This window comes from Pseudofrankia coriaricola, from assembly GCF_032027725.1.
Classification (GTDB): Bacteria; Actinomycetota; Actinomycetes; order Frankiales; family Frankiaceae; genus Pseudofrankia.
On the sequence record NZ_JASNFO010000028.1, the window covers coordinates 72226 to 99162 of the forward strand.

Genomic DNA, 26937 nt, shown 5'->3' on the forward strand with positions numbered 1-26937 from the left:
GTGAGCCGGCGGGGGTAGGACCGGGGGTCGCCCGGGGCACCTTCAAATATTGCACGTCAGCGCCGGTATGCGGCGGGCGGTCGGCCAGATGCAATCGTTCGACTACACATGACGATCACACCGACGACATCTGGTCGAAATGTCTTGCAACGTTGCCGAAGCATGCATGTAGCACTACTGACACGTAACCACGCTTGGGTGAAGGCCCAGGACGTGCGCCGCCGTTGTCGCCTGCCCACCCGAGTACGGACATACGGAACGGGCAACCCGAACCTCCCAGCCGACCTCCCAGATCGATTCGCGATCCGGCAGGAACCCCGGCTTCGCGGTCCGGCAGGGACCCCGGGCCGCGCGTCGTGACGGGGGGTGCATCCAGCGCCAACCAGCCAGCCAGGGGTCTGCTGGCCGGGCAGCCGATGAGCGTGTGCTCACCTGCCCGCGAGCCGACCGCCAGCCTGGGCCAGGGCGGTGGGGCCGTCCGCACCGGGAACTGGCTGGAACTGGAGAGGATCGGCATGCGCCTTCGAACACACCGGATCATGGGCGGCGGCGTGGGCCGCCGGGCCGCGCGCAGGGCGGTGGCCGCGACCGCGGCGGCCGGCCTGCTCGCCGTCCTCGCCGCCTGTGGCGGTGGCGACGACTCGTCGGACGGTGGCGGCACGACGGCGGCGCCCTCCGCGAATCCCTCCGTCGCGGCCACGCTGCCCGCCAAGTACGCGGGCGGCACCCTCAAGGTGGCCTCGGACGCGTCCTACGCGCCGAACGAGTTCTTCGACACGGACGGCAAGACCGTGATCGGCATGGATGTCGACCTGATCAAGGCCCTCGGCGCCGCGCTCGGTGTCAAGGTCGAGGTCGAGAACGCCGGCTTCGAGGACATCATCCCGGGGCTCGCCGCCGCCAAGTACGACATCGGCATCTCGTCGTTCACCGACACCAAGGAGCGCGAGCAGGTCGTCGACTTCGTCACGTACTACTCGGCCGGCACCTCGTTCTTCACCAGCGCCGCCAAGCCGGCCACCCTGACCGGGCTGGACGACCTCTGCGGCCTGACCGTCGCCGTCGAGACGGGCACCGTCCAGGCCGACGACGCCACCGCGCAGGACACGAAGTGCAAGAGCGCCGGCAAGCCGGGCGTGACCGTCCAGGCCTATCCGGACCAGAACCAGGCGAACCTGGCGCTGACCGCCGGCCGGGCGCAGGTGTCGATGGCCGACTCGCCGGTCGCCGACTACCAGGTGAAGCTGTCCGAGGGCAAGCTCAAGCTGGTTGGCACGCCCTACGGCACGGCTCCGTACGGCATCGCGGTGCCGAAGAACTCGGGCCTCGCCGAGCCGCTGCTGGCGGCGCTGAAGGCGGTCATGGCGGACGGCTCGTACCAGAAGACGCTGGAGAAGTGGGGCGTGCAGGAGGGCGCCATCACGGACCCGAAGATCAATGGCGCTCTCAGCTGACAAGGCGCCAGGCGGTGAGCCGGGGGCGCAGGCCCCCGGCTCACCGGCCGCCCCGGTGACCGGGGCGGCCGGCGCCGGCGCGTCGACGGCCGATGTGATCAAGGCGGTTCCGGTCCGCCACCCGGGACGCTGGGTGGGCGTCGCCGTCCTCGCCCTCCTCGCCGCGATGCTGGTGCACGCCCTGGTCACCAACGAGGCCTTCCACTGGGACATCGTCTGGAAGTACCTGTTCTCCGAGCAGATACTGCGCGGCCTGTGGGCGACGCTCTTCCTGACGCTCTACGCGATGGCCATCGGCGTGGTCGGCGGAGTGCTGCTCGCCATCCTGCGGCTGTCGCCGAACCCGGTCCTGCGCTCGGCCTCCTGGCTGTACACGTGGTTCTTCCGCGGTACGCCGGTGATGATCCAGATTCTGTTCTGGGCATCGATCGGCGCGCTTTACCCGAGGCTGTCGATCGGCGTCCCGTTCGGCCCCGAGTTCGCCTCCGCCGAGTCGAACACGCTCATCCCGCTGCTGGGCGCGGCCGTCCTCGGCCTCGGGCTCAACGAGGCGGCGTACATGGCCGAGATCGTGCGCGCCGGCGTCGGCGCCGTCGACACCGGCCAGGCCGAGGCCTCGCAGGCGCTCGGCATGAACCAGGCGCAGACGATGCGCCGGATCGTGCTGCCGCAGGCGATGCGGGTGATCATCCCGCCGACCGGCAACGAGACCATCTCGATGCTCAAGACGACGTCGCTCGTCAGCGTCATCGCCTACACCGAGCTGCTCTACGCCGCCCAGATCATCTACAGCCGCAACTTCCAGACCATCCCGCTGCTGATGGTCGCCGCGATCTGGTACCTGGCGGTCACGTCGGTGCTCAGCGTCGGCCAGTACTTCCTGGAACGGCACTACGACCCGGCTGGCCGCAACAGGGTGGGTCCCAGCCGTCCGATGCGCCGCGACCAGAGCGGGGTGGTCACGTGACCAGCGAGATCCCGGCCGAGGCGGAGAACGGCACGCCGATGGTGCTCGCCGAGAGCATCCGCCGCTCCTTCGGCCACAACGAGGTGCTCCGCGGGATCGACCTGCGGGTCGAGCCCGGCGAGGTGCTCTGCCTGATCGGGCCCTCGGGCTCGGGCAAGACGACCATGCTGCGCTGCATCAACCACCTGGAGAAGATCGACTCGGGCCGGCTGTGGGTGGACGGCGACCTGGTCGGCTACCGGGAACACCGCGGCCGGCTGCACGAGCTGCGCGAGCGCGAGGTCTGCCGGCGCCGCGCCGACATCGGCATGGTCTTCCAGCGCTTCAACCTGTTCGCCCACATGACGGCGCTGGAGAACATCATGGAGGCGCCCTTGCGGGTGCGTCGGGAGAAACGCTCCGAGGTCGAGAAGCGCGCCCGTGCCCTGCTGGACCGGGTTGGTCTCGGGAACCGATGCGAGGCCTACCCGTCCCAGCTCTCAGGCGGGCAGCAGCAGCGGGTCGCGATCGCCAGGGCACTGGCGATGCGGCCCAAGCTGATGCTGTTCGACGAGCCGACCTCGGCACTCGACCCCGAGCTCGTCGGCGAGGTGCTCGACATCATGCGGGGGCTCGCGGCGGACGGCATGACGATGGTCGTCGTCACCCACGAGATGGGCTTCGCCCGCGAGGTGGCCGACACCGTCGTCTTCATGGACGGCGGTGTCGTCGTCGAGAGCGGCCCGCCCGGCCAGGTGCTGGTCGACCCCCAGCACGAGCGGACCAGGTCCTTCCTGTCCAAGGTGCTGTGACCAGCAGCGTCGGGCTGGTGACGTTCCAGCGCAACGCAACCGTGCTGGCGCGGAGGCGCCCAGCACGGTCACCCGCCGCCGGAGCGTGCAGGACCCGGGGCAGGGCTGGCGCGGGGGCACTTCGCTTCGCTCGTGCGGGGGTGCGCTCCGGATTGTCACGGGAAGGACACTATTTTGACCTGAACGCTGGGGTCTGAGCGGGTTCGGCGCGGGCTGAGGGGGGTGCCGTGCCTACGGAGTCACACCGTGGTGGGGTCGGCGGGGAGACTGCGTACGGACCGGCGGCTGAACCGGTACGGTCCGCAGGCGTGGATGTCACCGAACTGTCCGTACCGGACGCGTGGGTCTTCACCCCCCGCCAGCACACCGACGGCCGCGGCACCTTCCTCGAATGGTTCCGCGTCGAGGCGCTGGAGAAGGCCGTCGGCCACCCGCTCCGGCTCGCCCAGGCCAACCACAGCGTCAGCAGGGCGGGGACGCTGCGCGGCGTGCACTACGCGGATGTGCCGCCCAGCCAGGCGAAATACGTCACATGTGTGTCCGGGCGGGTGCTGGACTGCGTGGTGGACATCCGCTCCGGCTCGCCGACGTTCGGCCGATGGGACGCGGTCGTCCTCGACGACGTGGACCGCAAGGGGCTCTACCTCTCCGAGGGCCTGGGGCACGCGTTCGTCGCCCTCACCGACGGCGCGCAGGTCTCCTACCTGTGCTCCACCTCGTACAGCCCGGGACGCGAGCATGGCGTGCACCCGCTGGACCCCGATCTTGGCCTGCCCTGGCCGGCCGACCTGACCCCGCTGCTGTCCGACAAGGACGCTGTCGCGCCGACCCTGAAGGAGGCGGACGCCGCCGGGCTGCTGCCCCGGTACGCCGACTGTCTGGCCTTCTACGCCGACCTGCGGAACCAGGCCGGCCGGGGCCAGTAGCGCAGCACCACCCGGCCGAGCACGTCGCCGGTGGCGATCATGCCGAAGGCGGCGCTGTCGGTGCCGACGCCCACGTTGTCCGAGCGCAGCCACCAGCCGCCGTCCTCGTCGCCGAAGGCGACGCGTTTCACGCCGAGCCCGCGGCCCGCGGGCAGCCGGGCGACGACCACATCACCCGGGCGGGGCTCGCGGCCCCACCAGACCAGGCAGGCGTCGCCGTCACGCAGTGTCGGCGCCATCGACGCGCCGCGAACGGAGACCGCCCTCACGGGAACCGAAGGCCGCACAAGGGTAGGTTGCCAGAAGGTGGGGACACGGGCCGCCGCCCCCCGTACGACGCCACCGCGGCGGACGGGTAAACGGTCTGTCTCGCGCCGAGGCGCCGCCCGTGCCCCCGACGGACGAACGTGCGAGGAAGGACGGCGGCATGAGCCTGCTGCACCCCACCACCCGGGTGAGCGCGCACTGCGACCTGCCCTGCGGCGTCTACGACCCGGCGCAGGCCCGAGTCGAGGCCCAGTCGGTCAAGGCGATCCAGGAGAAGTACCAGGGGAACGAGGACCCGGTGTTCCGCTCCCGGGCACTGTCCATCAAGGAGGAGCGCGCCGACCTGGTCAAGCACCACCTCTGGGTGCTGTGGACCGACTACTTCAAGCCAAACCACCTGGAGAAGTACCCGCAGCTGCATGACCTGTTCTGGCAGGCCACCAAGGCCGCCGGCGCCGCCGGCGCGAAGGCCTCGGTAGACCCGGCGGACGGCCAGAAGCTGCTCGACAAGATCGATGAGATCGCGAAGATCTTCTGGGAGACCAAGGCCGCGGCCTGATCCTGGGGCGCGACCATGTCGCCGGCCTCCGGTCATTCGACCGGAGGCCGGCGACGTCTGTTTGGGGCGAGCTCCCGGAAGTGGAGGCAGGTCAGTGATTCGTTCGGCCGAGCCGGATGACGTGCCGGTCGTGCTGGAGCTGGTGCGGGCGCTCGCGGAGTACGAGCGGGAGCCGGACGCGGTGAGGATGACCGAGCCCGACCTCACCGAGGCGCTCTTCGGGGACCCGCCGAAGGCGGCGGCACTCGTGGCCACGGCGGACGGCCCGGACCTCGCCGCCGGTAGGGCACCGGTAGTGGGGTTCGCGATCTACCACGAGACGTTCTCTACCTGGACGGGACGCACGGGGACATTCCTCGTCGACCTGTTCGTCACGCCGGAACACCGTCGCGCCGGCCATGGCCGGGCCCTGCTCGTCGCGCTGGCGGCCATGGCGCGCGACCGCGGCCACCCGCGACTGGAGTGGGACGTGCTGGACTGGAACACCTCCGCGCACGACTTCTACCGATCGCTCGGTGCCGCTCCCCAGCAGGGCTGGACGACCTGGCGGCTCGACGCCGACGCCCTCGCCGCCCTCACCGGGAGCGCATAGGCCAAAGGGGGCGCGAAAATGGCGAAGCCTCGCGCCCCCGGAGGCCATCAGGCAGCCCCTGGCCGCGGCCGGGGAACACTCCCGCACCTGGACGCCTTTTTATAAACGGGGTCCGGAATCACACACCAGGCTCACCACCCGGGCTGGCAAGGTGCCAAACACTTCCGATCACCCGACCTGCGCCACCGGGGCAACGCTGGGTACCGTGGGGACGGCGAGCGGCACGGAGTCGGGCGTCGAGCGCGGCCGTGGTGGTTCGGCACGCGGCGCTGCGCGCCCGCCTGGTCCTGGTTGGTGCCCCGCGGGCCCACGACAGGCCCGAGAACCGCTCCCCGGGGCTCCCGCCGCTCGGACGGGGGCGGCGCCAGGTGCGGGGCTCTCATGGGCCGTCGGTGGCGTGTGCCGGGGAGGCGGCATGCTGGATACGCCATCGATGACCACCATGACCCGGGGCCACGCTGGCGCGGTCGTGGGTTGACCGGGCGGTGGCCGGCAGTCGACAGCCGGATGCCCGCCGCGACGAGCCGGCATCGAAGCCGGATGATGTAGGCGGGCGGTTCTACCCGGGAGCCTCGACGCGACCGGACAACAACCACCACCAACGGCGAGGCCCGCCGTTGGAACGACGTAGTCACTGGGGGTAGAACGTGGATCCGACGCCTTCGGCCGGCGGCACGGTGAGCTCCGGCGGTGTCCACGGTGGCGGGCTGCGCGATGTCGTGCAGCTCACCCTCCCGGCCGCGAGCGCGTACCTGACGGTCCTGCGCACCGCGACGGCATCCCTCGCCGCCCGGCTGGATTTCACCCTCGACGACATCGAGGACCTGCGGATCGCCGTGGACGAGGCCTCCGCGCTGCTCCTGGTGTCGGCCGTGCCCGGCTCGGCGCTGGAGTGCGTGTTCGCGCTCTCGCCTGGCGTGATGCGGGTCACAGTCTCGGTGGACAGCCTGGACGGCGAACCGCCGTCGAAGGACACCTTCGCCTGGACCGTTCTGGACGCACTCGCCGGTGAGGTGTCCAGCTCGACCGGCCCCGGTCAGCGGGTGACCATCGAGCTGGCGAAACGACAGGGCGCCCGCGCCGACCTCGGCGAGCCGCCGGCGGGCCACGTGCGCAGCCGCAGCGCCGAATCGACCGAGCTTGGCCAGGGTGCGAAGCTCGGTGCCGTGGGAACGTCATGACGTCGCCAGGACGTACCCCGACCACCCCGCGCGACCGGGTGCCGGCCCTGAGCCAGCGCGCCGGCGGGCCGGACGAGGCGCTTGCCGACCCGCCCGAGTCCGCGAGCGCGCGGCCTCCGCGGCCCCAGCCTCCCCGCGGCGACGCCGAGACGGCCATGCTGGCGAGCCAGACGCCGCCCAGGGCCGGTGAGGACGACCTCAAGCCCGAGGATGCCGTGACCGACACCGGAACCGAGCGGCCCGGCGTGGACGAGCCCAAGGGCGAGACACCCGAAGCCCCGGAGCGGGACGAGCACACGCCGGACCGGACCAGCTCCCCCGACCGGGCGCACGCGCGCGTGTTGTTCGCCCGGCTGGCCGAGCTGCCCGAAGGGGACAGCGAGCGATCGCAGATCCGTGACCAGCTGGTCCGGATGCACCTGCCGCTCGTCGAGTACCTCGCCCGCCGGTTCCGCAACCGCGGCGAGCCGCTGGACGACCTCGTCCAGGTCGCCACCATCGGCCTGATCAAGTCGGTCGACCGGTTCGACCCGGAGCGCGGCGTCGAGTTCTCGACCTACGCGACGCCGACCATCGTCGGCGAGATCAAGCGGCACTTCCGGGACAAGGGCTGGGCGATCCGGGTTCCGCGGCGGCTGCAGGAGCTCAAGCTGTCGCTGACGAAGGCGACCTCGGAGCTGTCCCAGTCGCTCGGCCGGTCACCGACGGTCGCCGAGATCGCCGCCCACCTCGAGATGAGCGAGGAGGAGGTGCTCGAAGGGCTAGAGTCGGCCAACGCGTACTCGGCTGTCTCGCTCGACGCACCCGACTCCGGCGACGACGAGTCGCCGGCCGTCGCGGACACGCTCGGCGTCCAGGACGAGTCCCTGGAGGGCGTGGAGTACCGCGAGTCGCTCAAGCCACTGCTGGAGAAGCTTCCGCCGCGCGAGAAGCGCATTCTGCTACTGCGTTTCTTCGGGAACATGACCCAGTCCCAGATCGCCACGGAGCTGGGGATCTCCCAGATGCACGTCTCGCGCCTGCTCGCGCGCACCCTGGCCCAGCTGCGCCGCGGTCTCCTCGAGGACGGTTAGGGCCAGCGCGCCGGGGTTCCTGCCGGATCGCGGAGCCGGGGTCCCTGCCGGATCGCGGAGCCGGGGTCCCTGCCGGATCGCGGAGCCGGGGTCCCTGCCGGATCGCGGAGCCGGGGTCCCTGCCGGATCGCGGAGCCGGGGTCCCTGCCGGATCGCGGAGCGATCTGGGAGGTCTGCTGGGAGGTCTGCTGGGAGGTCCCGGACGCTCCCGCCAGCCCGTGTTCAGGGCCTTGCGGGCTCAGGCCTTGGGGTCGCGGTCGGAGGAGCGGCGCAGCCCTGCGACCGCCAGAGCGAGAAGGACCGCCACGGCGACCACCAGCAGCGGGATGCCATAGGCGTAGAGACCATTCTGGATCATCGCGGCGCCGACCGGCACACACAGCAGCTGGATGACGATGACCGGGGACTTCGTCGCGGCGCGGTTGACCACGAGCGTGCGGGCGAGTACCAACACCACGAGTCCGCACCCGAGCGACAGCACACCACCGAACTCCGCGCGAGCAAGGTCGTCAATGCCGTTCCCGAAGCCCCGTATGACCTGGAAAGCGCCCAGGCCCACGAGCAGCAGGCCCTCGGCCGCTACCAGCGCCGCGGCCACCGTCAGCGCGGGCGGAGCCGCCGCCAGCGCGGTCGCTGTCTCGCGTGCCCAGGCTCCCGGTCGAGCACCCGGCGTCTCGCCACTTCCCATGGCGTTGACCTTACGGCGCCGCCCCCAGGCCGATTCCGCTCACATGCCCCGCGGCCGGTCCGCATGGTGTGAGGCGAGGGCAGAACGACGGTTCTGCCGCTCCGTTGCCACCAGGTGACGCAGACGCGTCTATCAAGCAACAGCACGCTCCGTTTCACGCCTTGGCGACATTCCGATACTTCGCTGTCATTGTGAGACATTCCGCATGCCGGCGCCGGAAAGCGGCAGGGTACTACCGTGGTGAGCATGCGAGGGCTCCTGGTCGTCAATCCCGCCGCGACGACGACCACGGAACGGGTCCGCGACGTCCTCGTCACGGCCCTGTCCGCCGACGTCGCCGTCGAGACCGTCATCACCAAGGGACGCGGGCACGCGGCCGAGCTCGGCCAGCGTGCGTCCGAGACCGGTGTCGACGTGGTCATCGCCCTCGGTGGCGACGGCACGGTGAACGAGGTCGTCAACGGCCTTCTCCACGGCGGGCCGAGGCCGGACGCGCCGGCGCTCGCCGTCGTTCCCGGCGGCAGCACCAACGTGTTCGCCAGAGCGCTCGGCTACTCCGCGTCCCCCGTCGAGGCGACCGGGGAACTGCTGGCCAACCTGCGCGACGGCAGGACCCGACTGGTCGGCCTCGGCCATGCCCGCTGGGCCGGCGAGGCACGCTGGTTCACGTTCTGCGCGGGGATGGGGCTGGACGCCGAGGTCGTCGGCAGGGTCGAGCGCAGGCGCTCGGGCGGGCGGCCGAACAGCGCCGGGCTGTTCCTTCGCAGCGCGGTGGCGCGGTACGGCCGCGGCATCGGCCGCGACCGGGTAGGCATCAACCTCGAGCTCGAGGCGGGGCCGGAGATACCCAGGACCGCCGCGGAGACCCAGGACGGCGCTGAGGAGAGCGCGGCCACGCCGGACCGCGAGGTGACGGTCGCCATCGTCTGCAACGCGGTCCCGTGGACCTATCTGGGCGGCATGCCGGTTCGCGCCTGCCCTGAGGCGTCGTTCGACACCGGCCTGGACCTGCTGGGGCTGCGCAGGGCGCGCCTGTCGAGCCTGCTGCGCACCACCGGGCAGATGCTCGCCGGCGACCGTGGCCCGCACGGCCGCAACGTGGTCCTCGAGCACGACCTGACCAGGATCCGGATGACCGCGGCACCCACCGCCCCCTTCCAGATGGACGGCGAGTACCTCGGCGAGCACGCCGAGGTCGAGCTGACCGCCCACCCCCAGGCCCTGCGTGTGATCGCGGCTGTATAGCTGTATTTCTGGTTCGCTCCGTGCGGGCGGCGCGCTCCGGCCCCGTACTCGCTTCGCTCCCACGGGACCTCCGCGCGCCGTCCTCCTCCGCGAGGCGCGCCTCCGCGCCGCACGGTCGCCCGCCGCTGAACGTCACCCATCCGAAGCATGCCCATCCGTCGGGCCACTTCGCTGCGCTCGTGGAGCGCCTAACACGGTGACGAGTCGAGCAATCCATACCCATCAGGCGCGAAGACCGTCCCACGAGCGAAGCGAAGTGCCCATACGAACGCCGTGGTCTCGGGTTGGTGACGTCCCAACGCAAGGTCACCGTGCTGGCGCGGAGGCGTGCCTCCGCGGAGGCCCGGCCACGGAGCGAAGCGAACGTGGTTGGGCCGCAGCGGAGGTCGCCGCAGCGCCCGTGAGCGCAGGAGGACGGCGCGCGGAGGTCCCGTGGGAGCGAAGCGAGTACGGGGCCGGAGCGCGCCGCCCGCACGGAGCGAACCATGACAACCTTCCCGCCCAACCCCGGCCGACCTCAGTCCAGTCCCCGACCCGGGGTTGTCACGAGCTTGCGGTCAGGGCGACGGTGGGGCGGGGCGCAGGGCGCGGACGGCGCCGGCCGGGTCGTCGCAGATGATGCCGTCGACGCCCGCGTCGCGCAGGCGCAGCGCCGCCCGCTCGTTGGTCACGGTCCAGGTGACCAGCCGGATCCCAGCCGCGCGGGCACGTTCGGCCGCGTCGGCGGCGGCGAGCACAGCCGAGGTGTGGGCATGCAGTTCGGCGTGCCCGGCGGAGCGCACGTAGGACAGGCCGCCGCTCACCGACATCCTCGGCATGGTCAGGAACGCCGTACGCACCCCCACGCCGCTGCCTCGCACCTGCTCGATCGCGAACCAGTCGAACGACGACACGGTCACCCCGGCACCGGGCCCGGTCAGCCCGCGGGCGCGCAGCAGCTCGACCAGCGCCTGCGCGGACCGCTCGCGGGGGGCATCGAAATCCGGCTGGCCGGGCTGGTTCTTGATCTCTATGATGATCCGTCCCCGGCCGCTCCAGGCGTCCAGCACATCATGCAGCGTCGGTATGCCCCTGGCCGCCAAGTCGGCGGTGGGCCGACGGATCACCGCCCGGCCCCCGAGCCGGGGCAGCCGCGCGTCGTGGACGCAGACGAGATCGCCGTCGGCGGTGCGCCGGATGTCGATCTCGATCCCGTCCGCCCCGGCCGCTAACGCCGCGTCGACCGCCGCGGCCGTATTCTCGGGCCCGGGGCTCCGGCTGCCGCGATGCCCCAGTACCTCCATGCGGCCTCCCCAGCGATCCGCCACCAGACCATGTCCCGGAGCCATCCTGCACCGGACGCGCCGTTTCTGCTCAGTAGGCAGATCGGTGGAGACCGCCACACCTCGCCACCGCGCCCGCCCGCACGCCCCTCGGCCGCCCGGCCTGACGCGGGCACCGCACAGGAAATGAGCGCGGAGCAGGACGGGCGCTGGCGCGGCCCGACGAGGCCGGCTGGGTCACCGGAGGCCACCTCGGTACCGCGGCCCGGCGCAGCGGGCGGGATGCCTAGTTGGCATGGTGGATCGGCGGGTGACAGGGCATGGCCTGGTCGGACTATCCGGACAAGACCCGGCTGATGGAGCCAACTGCCCATGGCCACCAGGCATCCAGACAGCCCGGACTAGTCATCCGGAGCGCAGCCGATCGTGGTCCGTCCGTGTCCTTAACGGACAAGTGCAGGCCAGAGATGGTGTGAACGCGGTTGCAGGTTCTTGCGCCCCTGCCGGTTCCGGTGGGAGGGTGGCGAATGTCCGAGGTGGATGGACCACATACACCCGGGCGCACTCCTGCACGCAGTTGACTAGACGACACCCGGGGTCGCGACGAGAACGGGGCTCGCCGCGTGGTCACGTCTCGTGACGCAACCCTAGGAGTCAGTCGAGCGTCTCTTGTGCAGAGTCGCCCGCTACGACAGAGGGAGTAGGACGCATGGACTGGCGCCACAGAGCGCTCTGCCGTGACGAGGACCCCGAGCTTTTCTTCCCAATCGGGACCACCGGGCCTGCTGAGCGCCAGATCGACGAAGCCAAAGCCGTATGCCGACGCTGTGCCGTGACCTCCGACTGCCTGAACTGGGCACTGGAGACCGGCCAGGACGCTGGCGTCTGGGGTGGCCTGAGCGAGGACGAACGGCGCGCCCTGAAGCGGCAGGTGCTGCGAGTCCGCACCGCCTGACCGGCGGTGCCTCCGGCCGAGGACCGGTGATCGGTCCACTGCGCGCCGGGATCGCACACCAGCTGCGTCTGAGGGGTCATCCCTCCCCGTGAGTTCGTGCGACTCTCGACGCACGGGTCCGCGGGCCAGCGGCCAACAACGCCACTACCTGGCCATATATCGCAGAAATCGCTGGCCGACGCGACGCGTGGCTCAGCGATAGTTGCATCCGTGCCCATGTCACGGAGCGCGCCCAGTCGGTGCGCCTCCGACCACGGCACTCTCGGCCGTTCTGTCCGTATGGCCGCCGCCTCCGGCTGGCGCGCCATGGACGGAACGGCCGATGCTGTTTTTGGGGCCTGGACGGCCCAAAAACTCGAGGGCCTTGGTCCGGGGCTGGCGGACGCTTCCGACTTGGCGCTCGTCAGGGTCGGTGCGACGGTTGCGTTGCGTGGGGCGGCCTGGACGGCCGCGGTTCCGGCTGTGGCCGAGTCGCGCTGACCGGTGACCGAGCCCGAGTTGGCGTGCCTACGGCCCGACGCAAGAGCTGCGTTGCGGGAGGCGGCCTGGACGGCCGCGGGCACGGTGGTGGCCAAGTCGCGCTGACCGGTAACCGAGCCCGAGTTGGCGTGCCTACGGCCCGACGCAAGAGCTGCGTTGCGGGGGGCGGCCTGGACGGCCGCGGTTCCGGCTGGGGTCAGGGCGTGCTGACCGGTGGCCGGAGTCGACTCGGCGCCCCGAGAGCGGGGCGTCACCTCAACCGGCATGAAGTGAGACGCAGCGTGAGCGCTCGATGGGCGCTCACTGAGGGCACACTCCACGAGTCCGGTAATACCCGCCTTCCAGCGCCCCAAACACTCAACCTGAAGAAAGTGGGATCGAGAGCAACGCCTCGGTCCCCCGCTCGGCGCCCGCCTGCAGGCGGATGGTGCCCTGCATCTCCCCGAGCACGAGCTGACGGACGATCTGCAGGCCGAGGCGCGGCGAATGCTCCAGCTGGAAGTCGTCCGGCAGGCCTGCGCCGTCGTCGGCGACCACGACATCGAGCCGGCTGGCCGTGCGCCGTACCCGGATCTCGATCGAGCCCGCCGAACCATCGAACGCATGTTCGACAGCATTCTGCAAAATCTCGGAGAGGACAAGGGCCAACGGCGTGGCGAGCGCACCCGAGAGCATGCCGAACGAGCCGACCCGCCGTGTCGTCGCCCGCGTCCCGGTGGTCGCGAGGTCGACCGTGACGGAGGTGATCTGGTCGGCGATCTCGTCGAACGGGACCGACTCCCCCAACGTCTGCGAGAGCGTCTCGTGCACCAGCGCGATCGACGTCACCCTGCGGACCGACTCCCGCAGCGCGTCCCTGGCCTCGTCGACCTTCGTGCGGCGCATCTGCAGCCGCAGCAGCGCCGCCACCGTCTGCAGGTTGTTCTTCACCCGGTGGTGGATCTCCCGGATGGTGGCGTCCTTGCTCAGCAGCTGCGCCTCCCGGCGGCGCAGCTCGGAGACGTCGCGCACCAGGACCAGGACCTCCCTGGTCTGCCCGGGGAACAACGGAATCGCGCGCAGCAGCACCACAGTGCTACCGACCGCGAGCTCGACCTCCACGGGCCGGCGCCGGCCGATCGCGTGCCACACCGCGGGAGTGGTCGCCGGCAGGCTGAGCGCCCGGTGCACCGAACGCAGGTCCTCACCGGTGACGTTGCCGGTGTAGCCGAGCCGGCGGTAGGCCGACAGCGCGTTCGGGCTCGCGAAGATGACCTTGCCAGCGCCGTCGAGGCGGACCATCCCGTCGCCCACCCGAGGCGCTTCCGGGAGCTCGGCGGAGCTGCCCCGGAACGGGAACAGCCCCTCAGCGACCATCAGGGCCAGGTTGTTGGCGCACTGCAGGTAGGCGGACTCCAGCGCGCTCGGGGTGCGGGTGGTCGCGAGGTTGGTGTCCCGGGCAAGCACGGCGATCACCCGGTTACCGTGCCGGACCGGGATGGCCTCGGTCCGCACCGGAACGCCGCCGTCCCACTCGGGCTCGCCCTCCCGGGCGATCCGGTGCTCTCGCCACGCGTTGCGTACCACCCAGCGATTGATGACGACGCTGCCGACCTCGTCGTTGTGATACGCCGTCGGGCCAGTGGTCGGGCGCACCTGGGCGACGACGAGGAACTCCGCGTGCCCGACCTTGGCCGCCCGCTGGCTCGAGGTACGGCTGGGAACCAGCAGGAGCAGGTCCGCGAAGGAGAGATCGGCCAGCAACGCCCAGTCGGCGACGAGCGCGTGTAGCTGGTCGATGTCGTCGTCGTTCAGGTCGGTGCTCGCGCGCAGCATGTCGGCCAGGGTTCCCACGGCAGGCAGACTGCCAGACGAAGCTGCCTCCTGAACAATCTCGGTGCCCCGAGGGCCCCTGTCCGCCTCCGCCTGGTGCCTGGGCGCGCGGCCTGCCCCCAGGCCCACAGCGCGTCCGAGGCAGTACATGCCAGGCGAACCAGAGCCTCCGAGCCAAACGGCCCAAGCAGCGTGGCCCACGGCCGGCCCTGGCCCGCAACCAGCGCTCCACATGGGGCAGCCGTACAAGCGCGCCAGGCGATTCCTGGCTCACAGCGCCAAGGGCCGTAGCCAGAACGCCGTCATACAGTCGCGACGTGACCGTGGACCAGCGACTTTCCGCCCCGCCCGCCCCACTCGCCTGGCTGGACGCGAACGCGCGGGCCCGACGCGAGGCCGGGCTGCGCCGGTCGGTACGGCCCCGGCCCGCGCTGGACGACCAGGTGCGCGTCGACCTGGCTGGCAACGACTACCTGGGCCTCTCCAGGCACCCGGCCGTGATCGAGGCCGGTGTCGAGGCGCTGCGGATCTGGGGTGCCGGCTCCACCGGCAGCAGGCTGGTGACCGGGTCGACGGCGCTGCACGCCGAGCTGGAGGACGCGCTCGCCGCGCACACCGGGTTCGCGGCGGCCCTGGTCTTCGCCTCCGGATACGCCGCGAACCTCGGCGTCGTCACCGCGCTCGTCGGGGCGGGCGACCTGATCGTCTCCGACGAGCGAAACCACGCCTCGATCGTCGACGCCTGCCGGCTGTCCCGCGCCGACGTCGCGATCGTGCCGCACCTGGACGTCGCCGCCGTCGACGGCGCCCTGACGCACCGGCGGTACCGGCGGGCTCTCGTCGTCACCGACTCGGTCTTCTCCGCCGACGGTGACCTCGCGCCCCTGGCCGAGCTGCACCAGGCCGCCCGCCGTCACGGCGCGGTGCTGCTGCTGGACGAGGCGCATGCCCTCGGCGTCGTCGGCCCCGGCGGGCGGGGCGCGGCCGCCGCTACCGGCCTCGCCGGTGAGCCGGACGTCATAGCCACCGTCACCATGTCCAAGTCCCTGGGCAGCCAGGGCGGCGCCGTGCTGGGGCCGGTCGAGGTACGCGACCACCTGATCGACACGTCCCGCACCTTCATCTTCGACACCGGCCTCGCGCCCGCGGCGGCCGGCGCCGCGCTAGGTGCCCTGCGGCTCCTGGCGGCCGACCCCGGCCTGGCCACCCGCAGCCGGGCCAGGGCGGCGGAGCTGGCACGTCTCGCCGGCGCGCCAGCGCCCGCCGCGGCCGTGGTCTCCGTCGTGCTCGGCGCGCCCGAGCGGGCGGTCGCGGCCGCCGCGGCCTGTCGGGAGCGGGGCGTGGCCGTCGGCTGTTTCCGTCCTCCGACGGTGCCGCCGGGGACCAGCCGGCTGCGGCTGTCCGCGCGCGCCGACCTCACCGACGACGACGTGGCCCTGTTCGCGAGCGCGCTCGCCGGGGCACTGCGCGCCGCCGACGGCGCCGTCAGGCCGGAGACCGGGACATGAGCATCCTCGTCGTCACCGGTACGGGTACGGAGGTTGGCAAGACCGTCGTCACGGCGGCGGTGGCGGCGTTGGCACGCGGCCGGGGCGCACCGGTGACGGTGGTCAAGCCGGCGCAGACCGGCGTCGGGCCGGGCGAGCTCGGCGACGCCGACCTGGTCCGCGACCTGACGGGCGTCAGCGAGGTGCACGAGCTCGCCCGCTACCCGGAGCCGCTCGCTCCGGCGACCGCGGCCCGGCGCGCGGGGCTTCCCCCCCTCGACCTGGTTGCCGCGGCTGACACGGTGACCAGGCTGGCGGCCGATCACCGGCTCGTGCTCGTAGAAGGGGCGGGCGGGCTGCTGGTCCGCTACGACGACGACGGCCGTACGCTCGCCGACCTGGCCCGGCTGCTCCGGGCGCCGGTGCTCGTGGTCACCCGGCCGGCACTGGGCACCTTGAACGACACCGCACTCACGCTGGAGGCGCTGGCGCACCGCGGCCTGGAACCGGCCGGTGTGGTCATCGGCAGCTGGCCGGCGGACCCGGGCCTCGCCGAACGAGCCAACCTCGCCGATCTGGAGACGGTCGCCGGCCGGCCGCTCGCCGGTGTGCTCCCGGCCGGGGCGGGCCTGCTCGACCGTGTGGGGTTCCGCGAGCTCGCCCGACGGTCGCTAGCCCCGTCCCTCGGTGGGACGTTCGACCCCGCCGCCTTCCGCGCCCTGCACAGCCCCCCATCCCTGCCCCGGTCCGCGGGCTGGCCGGGCTCGGCGGCCACGCGTTTGGCATCCGGCTCGCTCAGCGACCCGTCGCGGGCCTCGTGACGGCCTGCCGGAGCTCCGGACGCCTTGGGTCTGGAACAGACTCCGGCGACGCCACGGAGGGGCCAGACCGGAAGCACGGAACGGTAGGGCTCGCCGCGGCGACGTGCCAGATACCACGTCCGTCAGGCGCGCGCCGCGGGCGGCCTGAGTTCGACAATGAGCGGGCGTGTGGTGACGAACGCGGCGATGCCCGCTCACCCGACGGCTCTGATGCTAGGAATGGGCCTTCAGGCGCGCGCGGCTTCGCCGCTGTCGCGTGCCCTTCGGCCATGAACGCTAGAAAGCGCCTCCGGGCGCGCGAGGCTTCGCCATCGTCGCGTGCCCTTCGGCCATGAACGCTAGAAAGCGCCTCCGGGCGCGCGAGGCTTCGCCATCGTCGCGCGCCCTTCGGCCATGGACTCGATGATGACGCCACTGTCCCCGATGCCGGTTTCGGCGGCTGGAGCGAACGAAGTGACCCCACCCGTGACCACCATCAGTCCGGCTGTCCTGCCGGCGGACGCCGCCGGACTGCTCGCCACCGCCCGCCAGCAGGTCCTTCTCGAGGGCCGGGGCCTGGACGAGCGGCAGGTGCTGGCCGTGCTCGAGCTGGCGGACGAGGCGCTGCCGGAGCTGCTCGCGCTCGCGCACGAGGTGCGGATGCGCTGGTGCGGCCCCGAGGTCGAGGTGGAGGGCATCGTCAGCCTCAAGACGGGTGGCTGCCCGGAGGACTGCCACTTCTGCTCGCAGTCCGGCAAGTTCGAATCGCCGGTCCGCTCTGCCTGGCTGGACGTGCCGAGCCTGGTCGAGGCCGCCAAGGCGACCGCCGCGACCGGCGCGACCGAGTTCTGCATCGTCGCGGCGGTACGCGGGCCGGACACCCGGCTGATGACCCAGGTCCGCGAGGGCGTGGCGGCGATCCGCGCCGCCGTCGACATCAACGTCGCCTGCTCGCTGGGGATGCTCACCCAGGAGCAGGTCGACGAACTGGTCGCGATGGGCGTGCATCGCTACAACCACAACCTCGAGACGGCCCGCTCGCACTTCCCGAACGTCGTCACCACCCACAGCTGGGACGAGCGGCTCGACACCTGCCGGATGGTCCGCGCGGCCGGGATGGAACTGTGCTGCGGCGCGATCATCGGCGTCGGCGAGAGCCTCGCGCAGCGCGCGGAGCTCGCCGCGCAGCTCGCGGCGCTGGAACCGGACGAGGTACCGCTGAACTTCCTCAACCCGCGGCCGGGCACGCCGTTCGGTGACCTGCCCCCCGTCGAGCCGCGCGAGGCGCTGCGCACGATCGCGGCATTCCGCCTGGCGATGCCGCGCACGATCCTGCGCTACGCGGGCGGCCGGGAGATCACCCTCGGCGACCTGGCAGACAAGGGCATGCTCGGCGGGATCAACGCCGTCATCGTCGGCAACTACCTGACGACCCTCGGGCAGTCCCCCGACGTCGACCTCGCCATGCTCGACCGCCTGTCGATGCCGATCAAGTCACTGCAGGCGACGCTGTAGAGGCGGCGGCGGCGCGGCGGCGAAGCGAGCCCGAGGCGCTGTACCGGTGTCCAGACGACCGCGGAGGAACCAGACAGTGACGAGGAACGAGGACCAGGTGGCAGGCCCCCACGACGGCCCTTCGCCGTACCGAGCAGGAGCGGTTCAGGTCGCGCCGGTCGGCTACTGCGACCGCTGCGGCGAGCCGGCGGCCACGGGCTCCCATGATCGCTGCGCGGCGGCGCGCGCGCTGGAACCACCGCGCTACTGCCCCACCTGCCGGCGCAGGCTGGTCGTCCAGGTCGTTCCCACCGGCTGGACGGCTCGCTGCGCGGAACACGGCGTCACCGCCAGCTGACGAGCGGCCGCGGGCGGGGATCCACCGAGGACCCCAGCCCGCGGCGGAGGCCGCCCATGCCCTCAGGCCGGGGTCGGCTCCACGATCGCGATGAGGTCGCCGTCCTGGACGACGTCGCCCTCCCGGACGGCGATCTCGGCCACCGTGCCGCCGTCCTCGCTGATGACCGGGATCTCCATCTTCATCGAGTCGAGGATCACCAACGCGTCTCCGGCGCCGACAGGGTCTCCCACCCCCACGACGACCTTCCAGACGTTCGCCACCATCTCGGCGCGGACTTCCTCGGCCATGGTCATCCCTTCGGGGGGCACAGTGCGCGTCGCGCACATCACCAGAGATCCGGCAGCTGACCGGGCCGCCCACGTCACCGGCTCTCCGGTCCGTCTGCCAGCGTAGTCGGCTGACGCCGCTAGACCGTTTCAGGCGTCGGATGTCGCGGAGCGCCATCGCAAAACCGCTTCGCGGCGAGCCCAGCCGGCGTGGCGAAGGTCGGGCGGGACCCCACGGAAGCGGTGGAAGTGCCTTGGCTTGCAAACTACAGGTGTGTTCGTTCTTCTCGTCCTCGCCCTGCTGATCGGCCTGCTGGTCGCCCGACTGCGCGGAGGGACCCTCGACGCCCTGGGACGCATCCGGGTACGGCTCGGCTGGCTCGCCGCGGGCATCGTCCTGGCGCTGGTCATCGCCGCGCTTGTGGACAGCGCCCGGACCGTGGGCTGGATCGCCGCCGCCGCACTCGCCGCTGCCCTGACCGCGGCGAACCGGCGGGTTCCCGGACTATTCCTGCTGTTCTTCGGGCTGGCGCTGAATGCGGCGGTGATCGGCGCGAACCATGGCCAGATGCCGGTCTCGACGGCGGCGATCAGCTCGGCCGGGGTTGAGCGGGACGATGTGGCGTCCTCGCGGTACTACACGCTCGCGGGCGACGACACCCGGCTGCGTGTGCTCGGCGACGTGATCCCGTTTCCCTTCTGGGTGGCTCCGTCGGTGCTCAGCGCCGGGGACGTGCTGATCGTGTCCGGCGTGGCGCTGTTCGCGGGGCTCGCGCCCGTACGGGCGAACCGGACGCTGCGCGCCCGAGGGGCCGAACGCGCCCGCCGGCGCCGCCAGCGGCAGCGAGCCACGGCGACGACCGACGAAGACGGCTCGGCCGACGACGCGGACGCGGACGCTCGGGGAGACCGCGACGGCTCCCCCGCCGCCACTCGCCGGCCCCGTCGACCGACGGCGGCCCTGCCCGCCGGGCGCCCGGCGGACGCGTCCTCCTCCTCGGGAACGTCCACCGCCACGTCCGTCACGAAGGAACCCGGCCGCGGGACCGGCCCGTGATCAGGCGGGTCCCCAGCCTGCCGCACCCACCCCGGGCTACATTGTCGGACGCGAAGCGTTCGACGGCGGGCGCACTGCGCCCGCCGCCCAAGGCGGCGACAGGCAAGGGAAGGAGGTCGCGGCATGGCGAAGAAGAAGCGTAAGCGGCGCGCCCGCGCGAAGAGCAAGGCCAACCACGGCAAGCGCCCCAACACCTGACAGACGCCCCCCATCGGCCCGCAGTGCGGCCCTCATGGGGGTTCCCACCGCCTGGCCGCCGAGCGGGCACAAGCGTCAAGCGTTGCTCGACGGCCGGCCGGTTGGGAAGCGCGGTGCCCGTAGGCCCAGCAGGGGCGCCAAGGCCGCCGCTGGCAGGCCGGCTGGGCCTGGCGGTGCCCGTAAGGCCCAGCAGGGGCGCGCTCCGCGGCCGGAGCCGCCAGCCCAGCCGGCTCGCCGATGGATGATCATGCCGGCGCTGTCATACGCCTCGACTCGACCCGGGCAGAAACCCGGGGAGGGCGTTCAGCGGCCGAAGGCGGCCCGGCACCGGCAGCGCTCCGCGCGGCGCCTGGCTGCCCTACTCGGCGCTCAGCTCACTGGTGGTCGCGTCGGCCTCGACCCGCGCGGCGCGCAGGCGGACCAGCAGGTTGGCGCGCAGTGAGTCGGGGGCCCGGTCGCCGCCGCACTTGCGCGCCACCAGCAGCTTCACCTCGTGCTCGACGCCGAACTCGCGCAGGCACGGCGAGCACTCGTCGAGGTGGGCGCGGATCAGGTTCTGCTGGGTCCCGTCGCACTCTCCGTCGAGGTACAGAAAGACCGCGTCGAGAACCTTGCGGCAGTCGATGTCGTGCGGGTGGCCGCAGCTCACGAGGCACCGCCCTCGTTCCCAGGGGAGCCGGCGGGAACCAGCCCGCGCTCCCTGGCGTACTGCTCCAGCGACTTGCGCAGGCCGCGCCGGCCTCGATGCAGCCGGGACATCACCGTGCCGATGGGCGTGCCCATGATCTCGGCGATCTCCTTGTAGGCGAAACCCTCCACGTCGGCCAGGTAGACGGCCATCCGGAAGTCCTCGGGGAGCGCTTGGAGCGCTTCCTTGATGTCGCTGTCTGGCAGGTGCTCGAGCGCCTCCATCTCTGCGCTCTTGAGACCCGTCGAGGTGTGCGACTCCGCCTCCGCGAGCTGCCAGTCCTCGACCTGCTCGGTCGGGCTCTGGAGCGGCTGGCGCTGGCGCTTCCGGTAGTTGTTGATGAAGGTGTTGGTGAGGATGCGGTACAGCCAGGCCTTGAGGTTCGTGCCCTCCTGGAACTGGTGGAAGGCCGCGAACGCCTTGACGAAGGTCTCCTGAACAAGATCTTCGGCATCCGCCGGGTTGCGCGTCATCCGCAGCGCGGCCGCGTACAGCTGGTCGAGGTAGGGAAGGGCGTCACGCTCGAATCGCGCGCCCCGCTCCTCGGTGGTCTCGTCGACCAGGATCACTCCCTCACCGCTCGGGTGGCCCGGGAGGCGGTCCTCCCCGGCCGACGTCGCGGGCCCCCGGGAAGCTGACTGAACGTCAACAACCGTGCTGGTCCGCCGGCCGCCCGCCGTCGTCGCCGTCGTCGCGATGTCGCCGGCCGCCGACGGATTCTCGTCCGTCGTGCCTTCGCCCGCCGGGACGTCGCCCTTCAGGGCCTCACGGCCCGCCACGTCTTCCCATCGCGTGATCGGCTGCGCCGAACGGCTGTCACTGGCCTTCCGTGGTGACGATACCCCGCTCAGCGGAGGTACGCCCGTCCACGAGCCGACCTCGCGGGCCGCCCATGGGCCTGTACCGCCGATCATCCCCGCCGGGGCGGCAGGCCGGCGCAGCTGGCTCTCAGACGTCAATCTGACCTCCGTGACCTTGGCTTCCGTCTCAGCCAACCACCTGGCCGTCTTCGGGATTCCCCAGGTCCACCGGACCCGGATTCCTGAGCGACCGCTCAGGGTGGATCCCTATCCCTGGAGCGGATCCCTGGACAGGCCCGAGGAATTCCTGACCGGGCGGGCCGGAGGCCTCCGGGCCTCCTTAGGACTCGCCGTCGTCCGGGCGGCGCTTCGGCCGGACCGGCCGTCACGGCCACGACGGGCCTGGACAGGCCTGGTCGGGACCACCGGTCGAAGGCGGGCCTGGGAAAGCTACGAGACCGGCCTCCCCGAGCCGCCGGCGGGCGAGGAGGGCACGTCCAGCCGCTGCAGCAGCCAGGTCGCCCCGAGCATGGCGGCTTCCTCGATCACCTCTTCGGCGGCACGGCAATCCCGGACCCTGACCTTGAACGAGTGGTCGGCGCCGGCCACGACGACCACCTCGACGCCGCGCCGCGGATCGGGCTCTGGCCTGCCGAAGGAGTCTCGTTCTCCCTGGACGACGCGCACCGGCACGCCGGCGCCGGACAGCTCCACCTGGCGCGAGGGCCGGTCGCGAGCAGGGGTCCCCGGGCTCTCGCGAAGCGATGGCCGGGGGGCAGCAGGGGTCCCCGGGCTCTCGCGAAGCGATGGCCGGGGGGGCGGTGGGTTCAGCGGGAACCCGAGCGCCAGCACCGCACGAGCCCCGACCGCCCTCGCGGTGCGCACCGCGACCCGGGAACCCATGGACGCGCCCGCCAACGCGAGCCGGCGCGGCGCGCCCTCGGCGGGCGGCGCACCCCCGGTCAGCGCCGCGACGGCGGCCATGAGCACGGCGTCGAGGCGCGCCGGGCGGTCGGGCGCCTTGCGGCCGGCGACCCGGTAGGGCATCTCCAGCCGGCCGACGGTGACGCCCGCGACGACGAGCAGCTCGGTCAGGCGCCGCAGCAGCGGCGTGTCGGTGCCGGACCCGGCGCCATGCAGCAGCACCACCACCGGTGTGCCATCGGTGCCGCCGGCCGCGCCGCCGGCACTGGCGGCCAGCTGCTGGCCAACACCGGGAACCACGAGCAGCCGTCCGCCGTCCACAGAAACAGGGGTTTGCGCGGCGGCGGATGTGGCCATAGCGATCTGGGTGGCTGGACCTGCCAGCCGACCTCCCGGCAGACCTCCCGGATCAGCCTCGCCGATCGAGGAGGAACCCCGGATTCCGCCGCTCTGGGAGCAACCTCGGGGCGTCGCGCCATCGACGGTTCGAGTCATGAGATCAGGTTGTGCTGTGAGCCCCACCGAAGCCCTCCCCGCGACATCACGGGCGGTCCCGCCGCCCGTGCACTGCGCGGCAGGAGGAAGGATGACCGCAAACCCTCCGACGTTTGAGGCTTCCGCCCCTGGTCTGTGACATGCCTCGCATCGCGGCCCTTCGAAGGGTAGGAATGGTTCATGCTTTCTGGTCCCGGCGCCGATCCTGAGCTTGGTGATCCGGAGTTTCGTCGCCCCCTCGCACCCACCGTGGTCTGCGAGGCGCCCGCGGGCAGCGACGACCCCTACTGGTCGTTCTACGACGAGGTCGCCTCGGTCCAGCTGCGCGAGTGGCTGCCGGGCGCGCCGTCAAGGGTGCTCGACGTCTCCGGGCAGCGTGACCGGTTCGCCCGGCAGATGGTGGCGGCCGGTCACCAGGTCATCCGCGTCGTCGGTGACGCCGCCCAGGTCACGAACCTCCCGGCGGACCTCATGGATCGCCGGACTCCCAGATCGCCGGACTCCCAGCAGACCTCCCAGATCGCGGACCTCCCAACAGGTTTCCCGGACCGGCTTCCAGGCCTGCCCGATCGGCTTCGCCGATCCGGCAGGGATCCCGGCGCCGACCCGGCAGGAACCCTGGCACCGGTCTGGGAGGAACCCTGGCACCGATCCGGCGGGGGCGCCGGGCTTCGCCCATCCGGCGGGAGTCCCGGCCTTGGCCGATCCGGTCGGGGCCCCAGGGACTTCGGGGGGCCCAGGGAGCGCGCACGTGGCCAGGCGCCGCCCCTCGGCCGCGGCCGGTCGGTGCCGTCCTCGCAGGCGATGACGAGGACAGCGTCCGGCGCGCGCCGCGCGGGCGAACAGCCCGGCGGGGGTCCGCCTGGTGCGCTGCGCAGCGTGGTGGGCGACGCCCGCAGCCTCGACTGGTTCGCGCCGGCGTCGTTCGACGCGGTGCTGGCCGAGGGACGGGCACTGTCGTTCTGCCTGGCCACCGAGAGCACCCTCGAGGAGATCCACCGGCTGCTGCGGCCGGGCGGCCAGTTGCTGCTGTGCGTCGACTCGCTGCTGCTGGGCCTGGCCCGGCTGGCCGAGCAGCACCGCTGGGCCGAGCTCTCCGACGTGCCACGGGCCGACGTCGTGCTCGTCCCGGCGGAGGACGGCACGATCACCCGGTGCTTCTGGCCCGAGGAGCTCAAGGCCGTGCTGACGAGCGCCGGCCTGGAGGTCGACTGGGTCCGGCCGCGCACCGTGCTGTCCGTCGAGGCGGTGAAGCGGGCGCTGTCAGCGGACATGTCCTCGTTCCCCACTCTGGTTCGCACCGAGGTCGAACTCGCCGCGGAGCGCGAAGGCGAGTCCATCGGTATCCACCTCATCGCCTCCGCGAGAAGACCGAGCTAGATCGCGGCCTGCGCCGATTCGCCCACATTCAGGCGTCGGGCAGCCGTCGAACCCGCGGACCGGCCCGCGAATCAGTGCGGGGGCGAGGGCATGCTAGAGGGCGTGACGACAGCGACACGTGTTCCGGCCGACCCGTGGCCAGCGCCGACCGCGAGCGGTCCGGTGCGGGCCGTGGTGCGGGTGCCCGGCTCGAAGTCCGGGACGAACCGGGCCCTGATCCTGGCCGCGGCGGCGGACGGCGTCTCCAGGCTGCGCGGCGCGCTGCGCTCCCGGGACACGCTGCTCATGGCCGGCGCGCTGCGGGCGCTCGGCATCGAGGTGGACACGGAGTCCTCTCCCGTCGCCATGGGCACGGAATGGGTGGTGCGGGGCGGTCTCGGCTCGCGCTCCGCTGACGGCGGCCCGACCGCGGTCGACTGCGGCAACGCGGGCACCGTCGCCCGCTTCACCCCGGCGCTCGCCGCGCTGACCCGCGGCGACGCGCGCTTCGACGGCGACCCACGGATGCGCGAGCGCCCGCTCACCCCACTGCTCGACGCGCTGCGACGCCTCGGCGCCGCCATCGACGGCGACGCGATGCCGTTCACCATCCATGGCCAGGGCCGCCTCCCCGGTGGCCCGGTGACCGTCGACGCCTCCAGCTCCAGCCAGCTGATCTCCGGCCTCCTGCTGGCCGCGCCGGGCTATGACCGGGGCGTCGAGGTCCGCCACGTCGGCGGCCGGCTGCCCTCCGGCCCGTACCTGGACATGACGGTCGCCGACCTGCGGGCGGCGGGTGCGGCGGTCGAGGTCGTGGCGGCCGCCGCCGGCCAGCCGCCGACCTGGCGGGTGGCGGCCGGCCCGCTGCGCGCCTACGACCGGGCGATCGAGCCGGATCTCAACAGCGCCGCCCCGTTCCTCGCCGCCGCGGTGGCGACCGGCGGGGACGTCCTGATCCCGGACTGGCCCGAGGTCACCACGCAGCCCGGCCGCATGCTGCCCGCTCTGCTGGAGCAGATGGGCGCGCGCGCCGAGCGGACGCCCGCGGGCATGCGCGTGCGCGCCGGCGACGGCCTGCGCGGCCTGGACGCCGACCTCGGTGACGTCGGCGAGGCGGCCCCGGTCCTCACCGCGCTGGCCGTGCTCGCCGACTCGCCGTCCCGCCTGCGCGGGATCGCCCACCTGCGGCTGCAGGAGACCGACCGGCTCGGGGCGCTCGCCGACCAGCTCGGCCGGCTCGGCGCCGACATCACCGTCACCGAGGACGGCCTGGCCATCCGGCCGGCGCCGCTGCGCGGGGCGCGGCTCGACCCGCTCGCCGACCACCGGCTCGCCATGACCTACGCCGTGGTGGGCCTCGCGGTGCCGGGGGTGACGGTCGACGACATCGCCACGACGGGCAAGACGGTGCCCGAGTTCCCGGCCATGTGGGCAGCGATGCTCGCCGGCCCGCACCTGGCCTCCAGCGACACTGGATGAGCGGCGCGCGACGAAGCGGGCGCGACCTCGACGAGGACGACGTCCGCACCCGCCCGGGGCGCGGCTCACGGCCGCGTACCCGCGAGCGCCCCGAGCATGCCGACGCCGTCGACGCGGTGGTGGTCGCCGTCGACCGGGGCCGCTACAGCTGCCGGCGCACCCTGCCGGACGGCCAGGCGGACCTCGCCGGCGCCGTGGTCGCCGCGATCCGGGGCGGGGACCTGCGCCGGGTGCCGGTCGTCGTCGGCGACCGGGTGGCGCTCGTCGGTGACGTGTCCGGCGATCCGGGCGCGCTCGCCCGGATGGTGCGCCGTGCCGAGCGCACCAGCGTGCTGCGGCGCACCGCCGACGACACCGACCCGACCGAGCGGCCGATCGTCGCGAACGCCGACCAGCTCATCATCGTGACGGCGCTCGCCGACCCGCCGCCGCGTACCGGCCTGGTCGACCGCTGCCTGGTCGCCGCCTACGACGGTGGTCTCGACCCAGTGCTCTGCCTGACCAAGGCGGACCTCGCGGGCGACGAGGAGCTGCGCGACCTGTACCGGCCGCTCGGCGTGACCATCGTCACCAGCCGCCCGGACGTCGACCCCGCCGAGCTACGGGCGCTGATCACCGACCGGGTGAGTGTGATGTTCGGTCACAGTGGGGTCGGGAAGTCCACCCTGGTCAACCGGCTCGTCCCGGACGCGGCCAGGGAGATCGGCGAGGTGAACGCGGTGACCGGTCGGGGCCGGCACATCTCGTCGGCCGCGGTGGCCCTGCCGGTGCCCGGCGGCGGCTGGGTGGTGGACACCCCGGGGGTGCGCTCGTTCGGGCTCGGGGCGGTCAGCCTGGCCAGGGTGCTCGCCGCGTTCGCCGAGCTGGCCGAAGCCGCCGCCAACTGTCCCCCCGGCTGCACCCACGCCGAAGGCCTCGCGGACTGCGCCCTGGACCAGGCAGCCCGCGACGGCCACGCCGACCCCGCCCGACTCACCAGCCTGCGCCGCCTCCTGGCTGCCCGGGGCGGATGAGGACTACCCCCCTCTTCCCGGCCTAGCTGCCCGCGGGGTCCCCGCGGATCGGCCTCCAGCCATGGACTGGCAGCACCTCACAGATCCGCCCGGCCCCAGACATGGGCGATCTGTGGGGAAGGAGGGATGAGAGCTGTCTCTCATTTTTCTGCCCAGCCGTCGTCGGGTGAGACCCGTCTCATTTCAAGGTCCGCCTTCTGGCCCGCTCGCCACGGCCGCGGGTGACCCCGCCTCCATTTCACGGTCTACTTTCTGACCTGCTCA

General features: G+C 72.4%; 25 protein-coding genes and 2 pseudogenes. 19 read left to right on the plus strand and 8 right to left on the minus strand.

Going from position 1 to position 26937, the window contains the following annotated elements:
- The first annotated feature begins 356 nt into the window (after positions 1–356).
- The 4 genes from QOZ89_RS16235 to rfbC all read left to right on the plus strand — a co-directional run bounded on the left by QOZ89_RS16235 (position 357) and on the right by rfbC (position 4138).
- Positions 357–1454 carry an ABC transporter substrate-binding protein gene (locus QOZ89_RS16235; RefSeq protein WP_241841877.1) on the plus strand — a complete coding sequence of 366 codons (1098 nt, stop codon included), beginning with the start codon at positions 357–359 and terminating at the stop codon, positions 1452–1454.
- Positions 1438–2421, plus strand: coding sequence for an amino acid ABC transporter permease (locus QOZ89_RS16240; protein WP_083418942.1), 984 nt, complete (start codon positions 1438–1440; stop codon positions 2419–2421). Before QOZ89_RS16235 ends, QOZ89_RS16240 begins: the two co-directional genes overlap by 17 nt.
- A gap of 38 nt (positions 2422–2459) precedes the next feature.
- Positions 2460–3212, plus strand: a complete 753-nt coding sequence (locus tag QOZ89_RS16245) for an amino acid ABC transporter ATP-binding protein (RefSeq protein WP_116271596.1) — start codon at positions 2460–2462, stop codon at positions 3210–3212.
- Between the two features lie 308 nt (positions 3213–3520).
- Positions 3521–4138 (plus strand): dTDP-4-dehydrorhamnose 3,5-epimerase, encoded by a 618-nt coding sequence (rfbC, locus tag QOZ89_RS16250; protein ID WP_071049998.1) that lies wholly within the window; start codon positions 3521–3523, stop codon positions 4136–4138.
- On the opposite strand, the pseudogene QOZ89_RS16255 reads toward rfbC, so the two are convergent.
- A pseudogene (locus tag QOZ89_RS16255) lies at positions 4099–4428 on the minus strand (S24/S26 family peptidase); the annotation flags it as partial. The gene rfbC and the pseudogene QOZ89_RS16255 sit on opposite strands and share 40 nt — an antisense overlap.
- Positions 4429–4565: 137 nt before the next feature.
- On the opposite strand from QOZ89_RS16255, the gene sodN reads away from it, so the two are divergent.
- From sodN to QOZ89_RS16275, 4 genes are all read left to right on the plus strand, one after another.
- Positions 4566–4964 carry a superoxide dismutase, Ni gene (sodN, locus tag QOZ89_RS16260; protein ID WP_071049996.1) on the plus strand — a complete coding sequence of 133 codons (399 nt, stop codon included), beginning with the start codon at positions 4566–4568 and terminating at the stop codon, positions 4962–4964.
- A 94-nt stretch (positions 4965–5058) separates the two neighbouring features.
- Positions 5059–5556 (plus strand): GNAT family N-acetyltransferase, encoded by a 498-nt coding sequence (locus QOZ89_RS16265; protein ID WP_071049995.1) that lies wholly within the window; start codon positions 5059–5061, stop codon positions 5554–5556.
- Between the two features lie 647 nt (positions 5557–6203).
- Entirely contained in the window at positions 6204–6737 is a 534-nt protein-coding gene (locus tag QOZ89_RS16270) for an ATP-binding protein (protein ID WP_071049994.1), read from the plus strand.
- Positions 6734–7810, plus strand: coding sequence for an RNA polymerase sigma factor SigF (locus QOZ89_RS16275; RefSeq protein WP_083418941.1), 1077 nt, complete (start codon positions 6734–6736; stop codon positions 7808–7810). The genes QOZ89_RS16270 and QOZ89_RS16275 overlap by 4 nt, the downstream gene beginning before the upstream one ends.
- 238 nt (positions 7811–8048) lie before the next feature.
- Here QOZ89_RS16275 and QOZ89_RS16280 read toward each other — a convergent pair whose 3' ends face one another.
- Complete coding sequence (locus tag QOZ89_RS16280) at positions 8049–8498, minus strand: hypothetical protein (protein ID WP_312624155.1); 450 nt, start codon at positions 8496–8498, stop codon at positions 8049–8051.
- Positions 8499–8744: 246 nt separating this feature from the next.
- Between QOZ89_RS16280 and QOZ89_RS16285 the strand changes: the two genes are divergently transcribed.
- Positions 8745–9743, plus strand: coding sequence for a diacylglycerol/lipid kinase family protein (locus tag QOZ89_RS16285; protein WP_071049993.1), 999 nt, complete (start codon positions 8745–8747; stop codon positions 9741–9743).
- Between the two features lie 557 nt (positions 9744–10300).
- Here the strand turns inward: QOZ89_RS16285 and QOZ89_RS16290 are convergent.
- Entirely contained in the window at positions 10301–11026 is a 726-nt protein-coding gene (locus QOZ89_RS16290; protein WP_071049992.1) for a glycerophosphodiester phosphodiesterase, read from the minus strand.
- Positions 11027–11714: 688 nt separating this feature from the next.
- Between QOZ89_RS16290 and QOZ89_RS16295 the strand changes: the two genes are divergently transcribed.
- Positions 11715–11960 (plus strand): WhiB family transcriptional regulator, encoded by a 246-nt coding sequence (locus QOZ89_RS16295; RefSeq protein WP_007518532.1) that lies wholly within the window; start codon positions 11715–11717, stop codon positions 11958–11960.
- An 837-nt stretch (positions 11961–12797) separates the two neighbouring features.
- On the opposite strand, the gene QOZ89_RS16300 is transcribed toward QOZ89_RS16295, so the two are convergent.
- Complete coding sequence (locus tag QOZ89_RS16300; RefSeq protein WP_198543324.1) at positions 12798–14255, minus strand: sensor histidine kinase; 1458 nt, start codon at positions 14253–14255, stop codon at positions 12798–12800.
- 314 nt (positions 14256–14569) lie between these two features.
- Here QOZ89_RS16300 and QOZ89_RS16305 point away from each other — a divergent pair, with 314 nt between their 5' ends.
- The 4 genes from QOZ89_RS16305 (at position 14570) to bsaP (ending at position 18391) form a co-directional block, all read left to right on the plus strand.
- Positions 14570–15760, plus strand: coding sequence for an 8-amino-7-oxononanoate synthase (locus QOZ89_RS16305; protein ID WP_397428785.1), 1191 nt, complete (start codon positions 14570–14572; stop codon positions 15758–15760).
- Positions 15757–16560, plus strand: coding sequence for a dethiobiotin synthase (gene bioD / locus QOZ89_RS16310; protein WP_083418938.1), 804 nt, complete (start codon positions 15757–15759; stop codon positions 16558–16560). The genes QOZ89_RS16305 and bioD overlap by 4 nt, the downstream gene beginning before the upstream one ends.
- 423 nt (positions 16561–16983) lie before the next feature.
- On the plus strand, positions 16984–18054 hold the full coding sequence (gene bioB, locus QOZ89_RS16315) for a biotin synthase BioB (protein ID WP_397428789.1): 1071 nt from the start codon (positions 16984–16986) through the stop codon (positions 18052–18054).
- 76 nt (positions 18055–18130) lie between these two features.
- Positions 18131–18391, plus strand: a complete 261-nt coding sequence (gene bsaP / locus QOZ89_RS16320; RefSeq protein ID WP_241841875.1) for a biotin synthase auxiliary protein BsaP — start codon at positions 18131–18133, stop codon at positions 18389–18391.
- A 62-nt stretch (positions 18392–18453) separates the two neighbouring features.
- Here bsaP and QOZ89_RS16325 read toward each other — a convergent pair whose 3' ends face one another.
- The gene (locus QOZ89_RS16325) at positions 18454–18681 is read right to left on the minus strand and encodes a biotin/lipoyl-binding carrier protein (protein WP_071050046.1); all 228 of its coding nucleotides are present in this window, start codon (positions 18679–18681) and stop codon (positions 18454–18456) included.
- Positions 18682–18919: 238 nt separating this feature from the next.
- On the opposite strand from QOZ89_RS16325, the gene QOZ89_RS16330 reads away from it, so the two are divergent.
- The gene (locus QOZ89_RS16330; RefSeq protein ID WP_312624157.1) at positions 18920–19717 is read left to right on the plus strand and encodes a DUF5317 family protein; all 798 of its coding nucleotides are present in this window, start codon (positions 18920–18922) and stop codon (positions 19715–19717) included.
- A 123-nt stretch (positions 19718–19840) separates the two neighbouring features.
- Positions 19841–19915 (plus strand): 50S ribosomal protein bL37, encoded by a 75-nt coding sequence (locus QOZ89_RS47385; RefSeq protein ID WP_369299096.1) that lies wholly within the window; start codon positions 19841–19843, stop codon positions 19913–19915.
- Between the two features lie 358 nt (positions 19916–20273).
- Here QOZ89_RS47385 and rsrA read toward each other — a convergent pair whose 3' ends face one another.
- The 3 genes from rsrA to QOZ89_RS16345 all read right to left on the minus strand — a co-directional run bounded on the left by rsrA (position 20274) and on the right by QOZ89_RS16345 (position 22627).
- Entirely contained in the window at positions 20274–20564 is a 291-nt protein-coding gene (gene rsrA, locus QOZ89_RS16335; RefSeq protein ID WP_071049988.1) for a mycothiol system anti-sigma-R factor, read from the minus strand.
- Positions 20561–21382: a sigma-70 family RNA polymerase sigma factor gene (locus tag QOZ89_RS16340; RefSeq protein ID WP_274536557.1), complete on the minus strand. Its 822-nt coding sequence runs from the start codon at positions 21380–21382 to the stop codon at positions 20561–20563. The genes rsrA and QOZ89_RS16340 overlap by 4 nt, the downstream gene beginning before the upstream one ends.
- 471 nt (positions 21383–21853) lie before the next feature.
- Positions 21854–22627 (minus strand): alpha/beta family hydrolase, encoded by a 774-nt coding sequence (locus QOZ89_RS16345; RefSeq protein ID WP_312624158.1) that lies wholly within the window; start codon positions 22625–22627, stop codon positions 21854–21856.
- A 1053-nt stretch (positions 22628–23680) separates the two neighbouring features.
- Between QOZ89_RS16345 and QOZ89_RS16355 the strand changes: the two are divergent.
- From QOZ89_RS16355 to rsgA, 3 genes and pseudogenes are all read left to right on the plus strand, one after another.
- Positions 23681–24202, plus strand: a pseudogene (locus QOZ89_RS16355) (methyltransferase domain-containing protein); the annotation flags it as partial.
- 102 nt (positions 24203–24304) lie between these two features.
- Complete coding sequence (gene aroA / locus QOZ89_RS16360; protein ID WP_491723653.1) at positions 24305–25660, plus strand: 3-phosphoshikimate 1-carboxyvinyltransferase; 1356 nt, start codon at positions 24305–24307, stop codon at positions 25658–25660.
- Positions 25657–26673: a ribosome small subunit-dependent GTPase A gene (rsgA, locus tag QOZ89_RS16365; RefSeq protein ID WP_312624160.1), complete on the plus strand. Its 1017-nt coding sequence runs from the start codon at positions 25657–25659 to the stop codon at positions 26671–26673. The genes aroA and rsgA overlap by 4 nt, the downstream gene beginning before the upstream one ends.
- Positions 26674–26937: the final 264 nt, after the last annotated feature.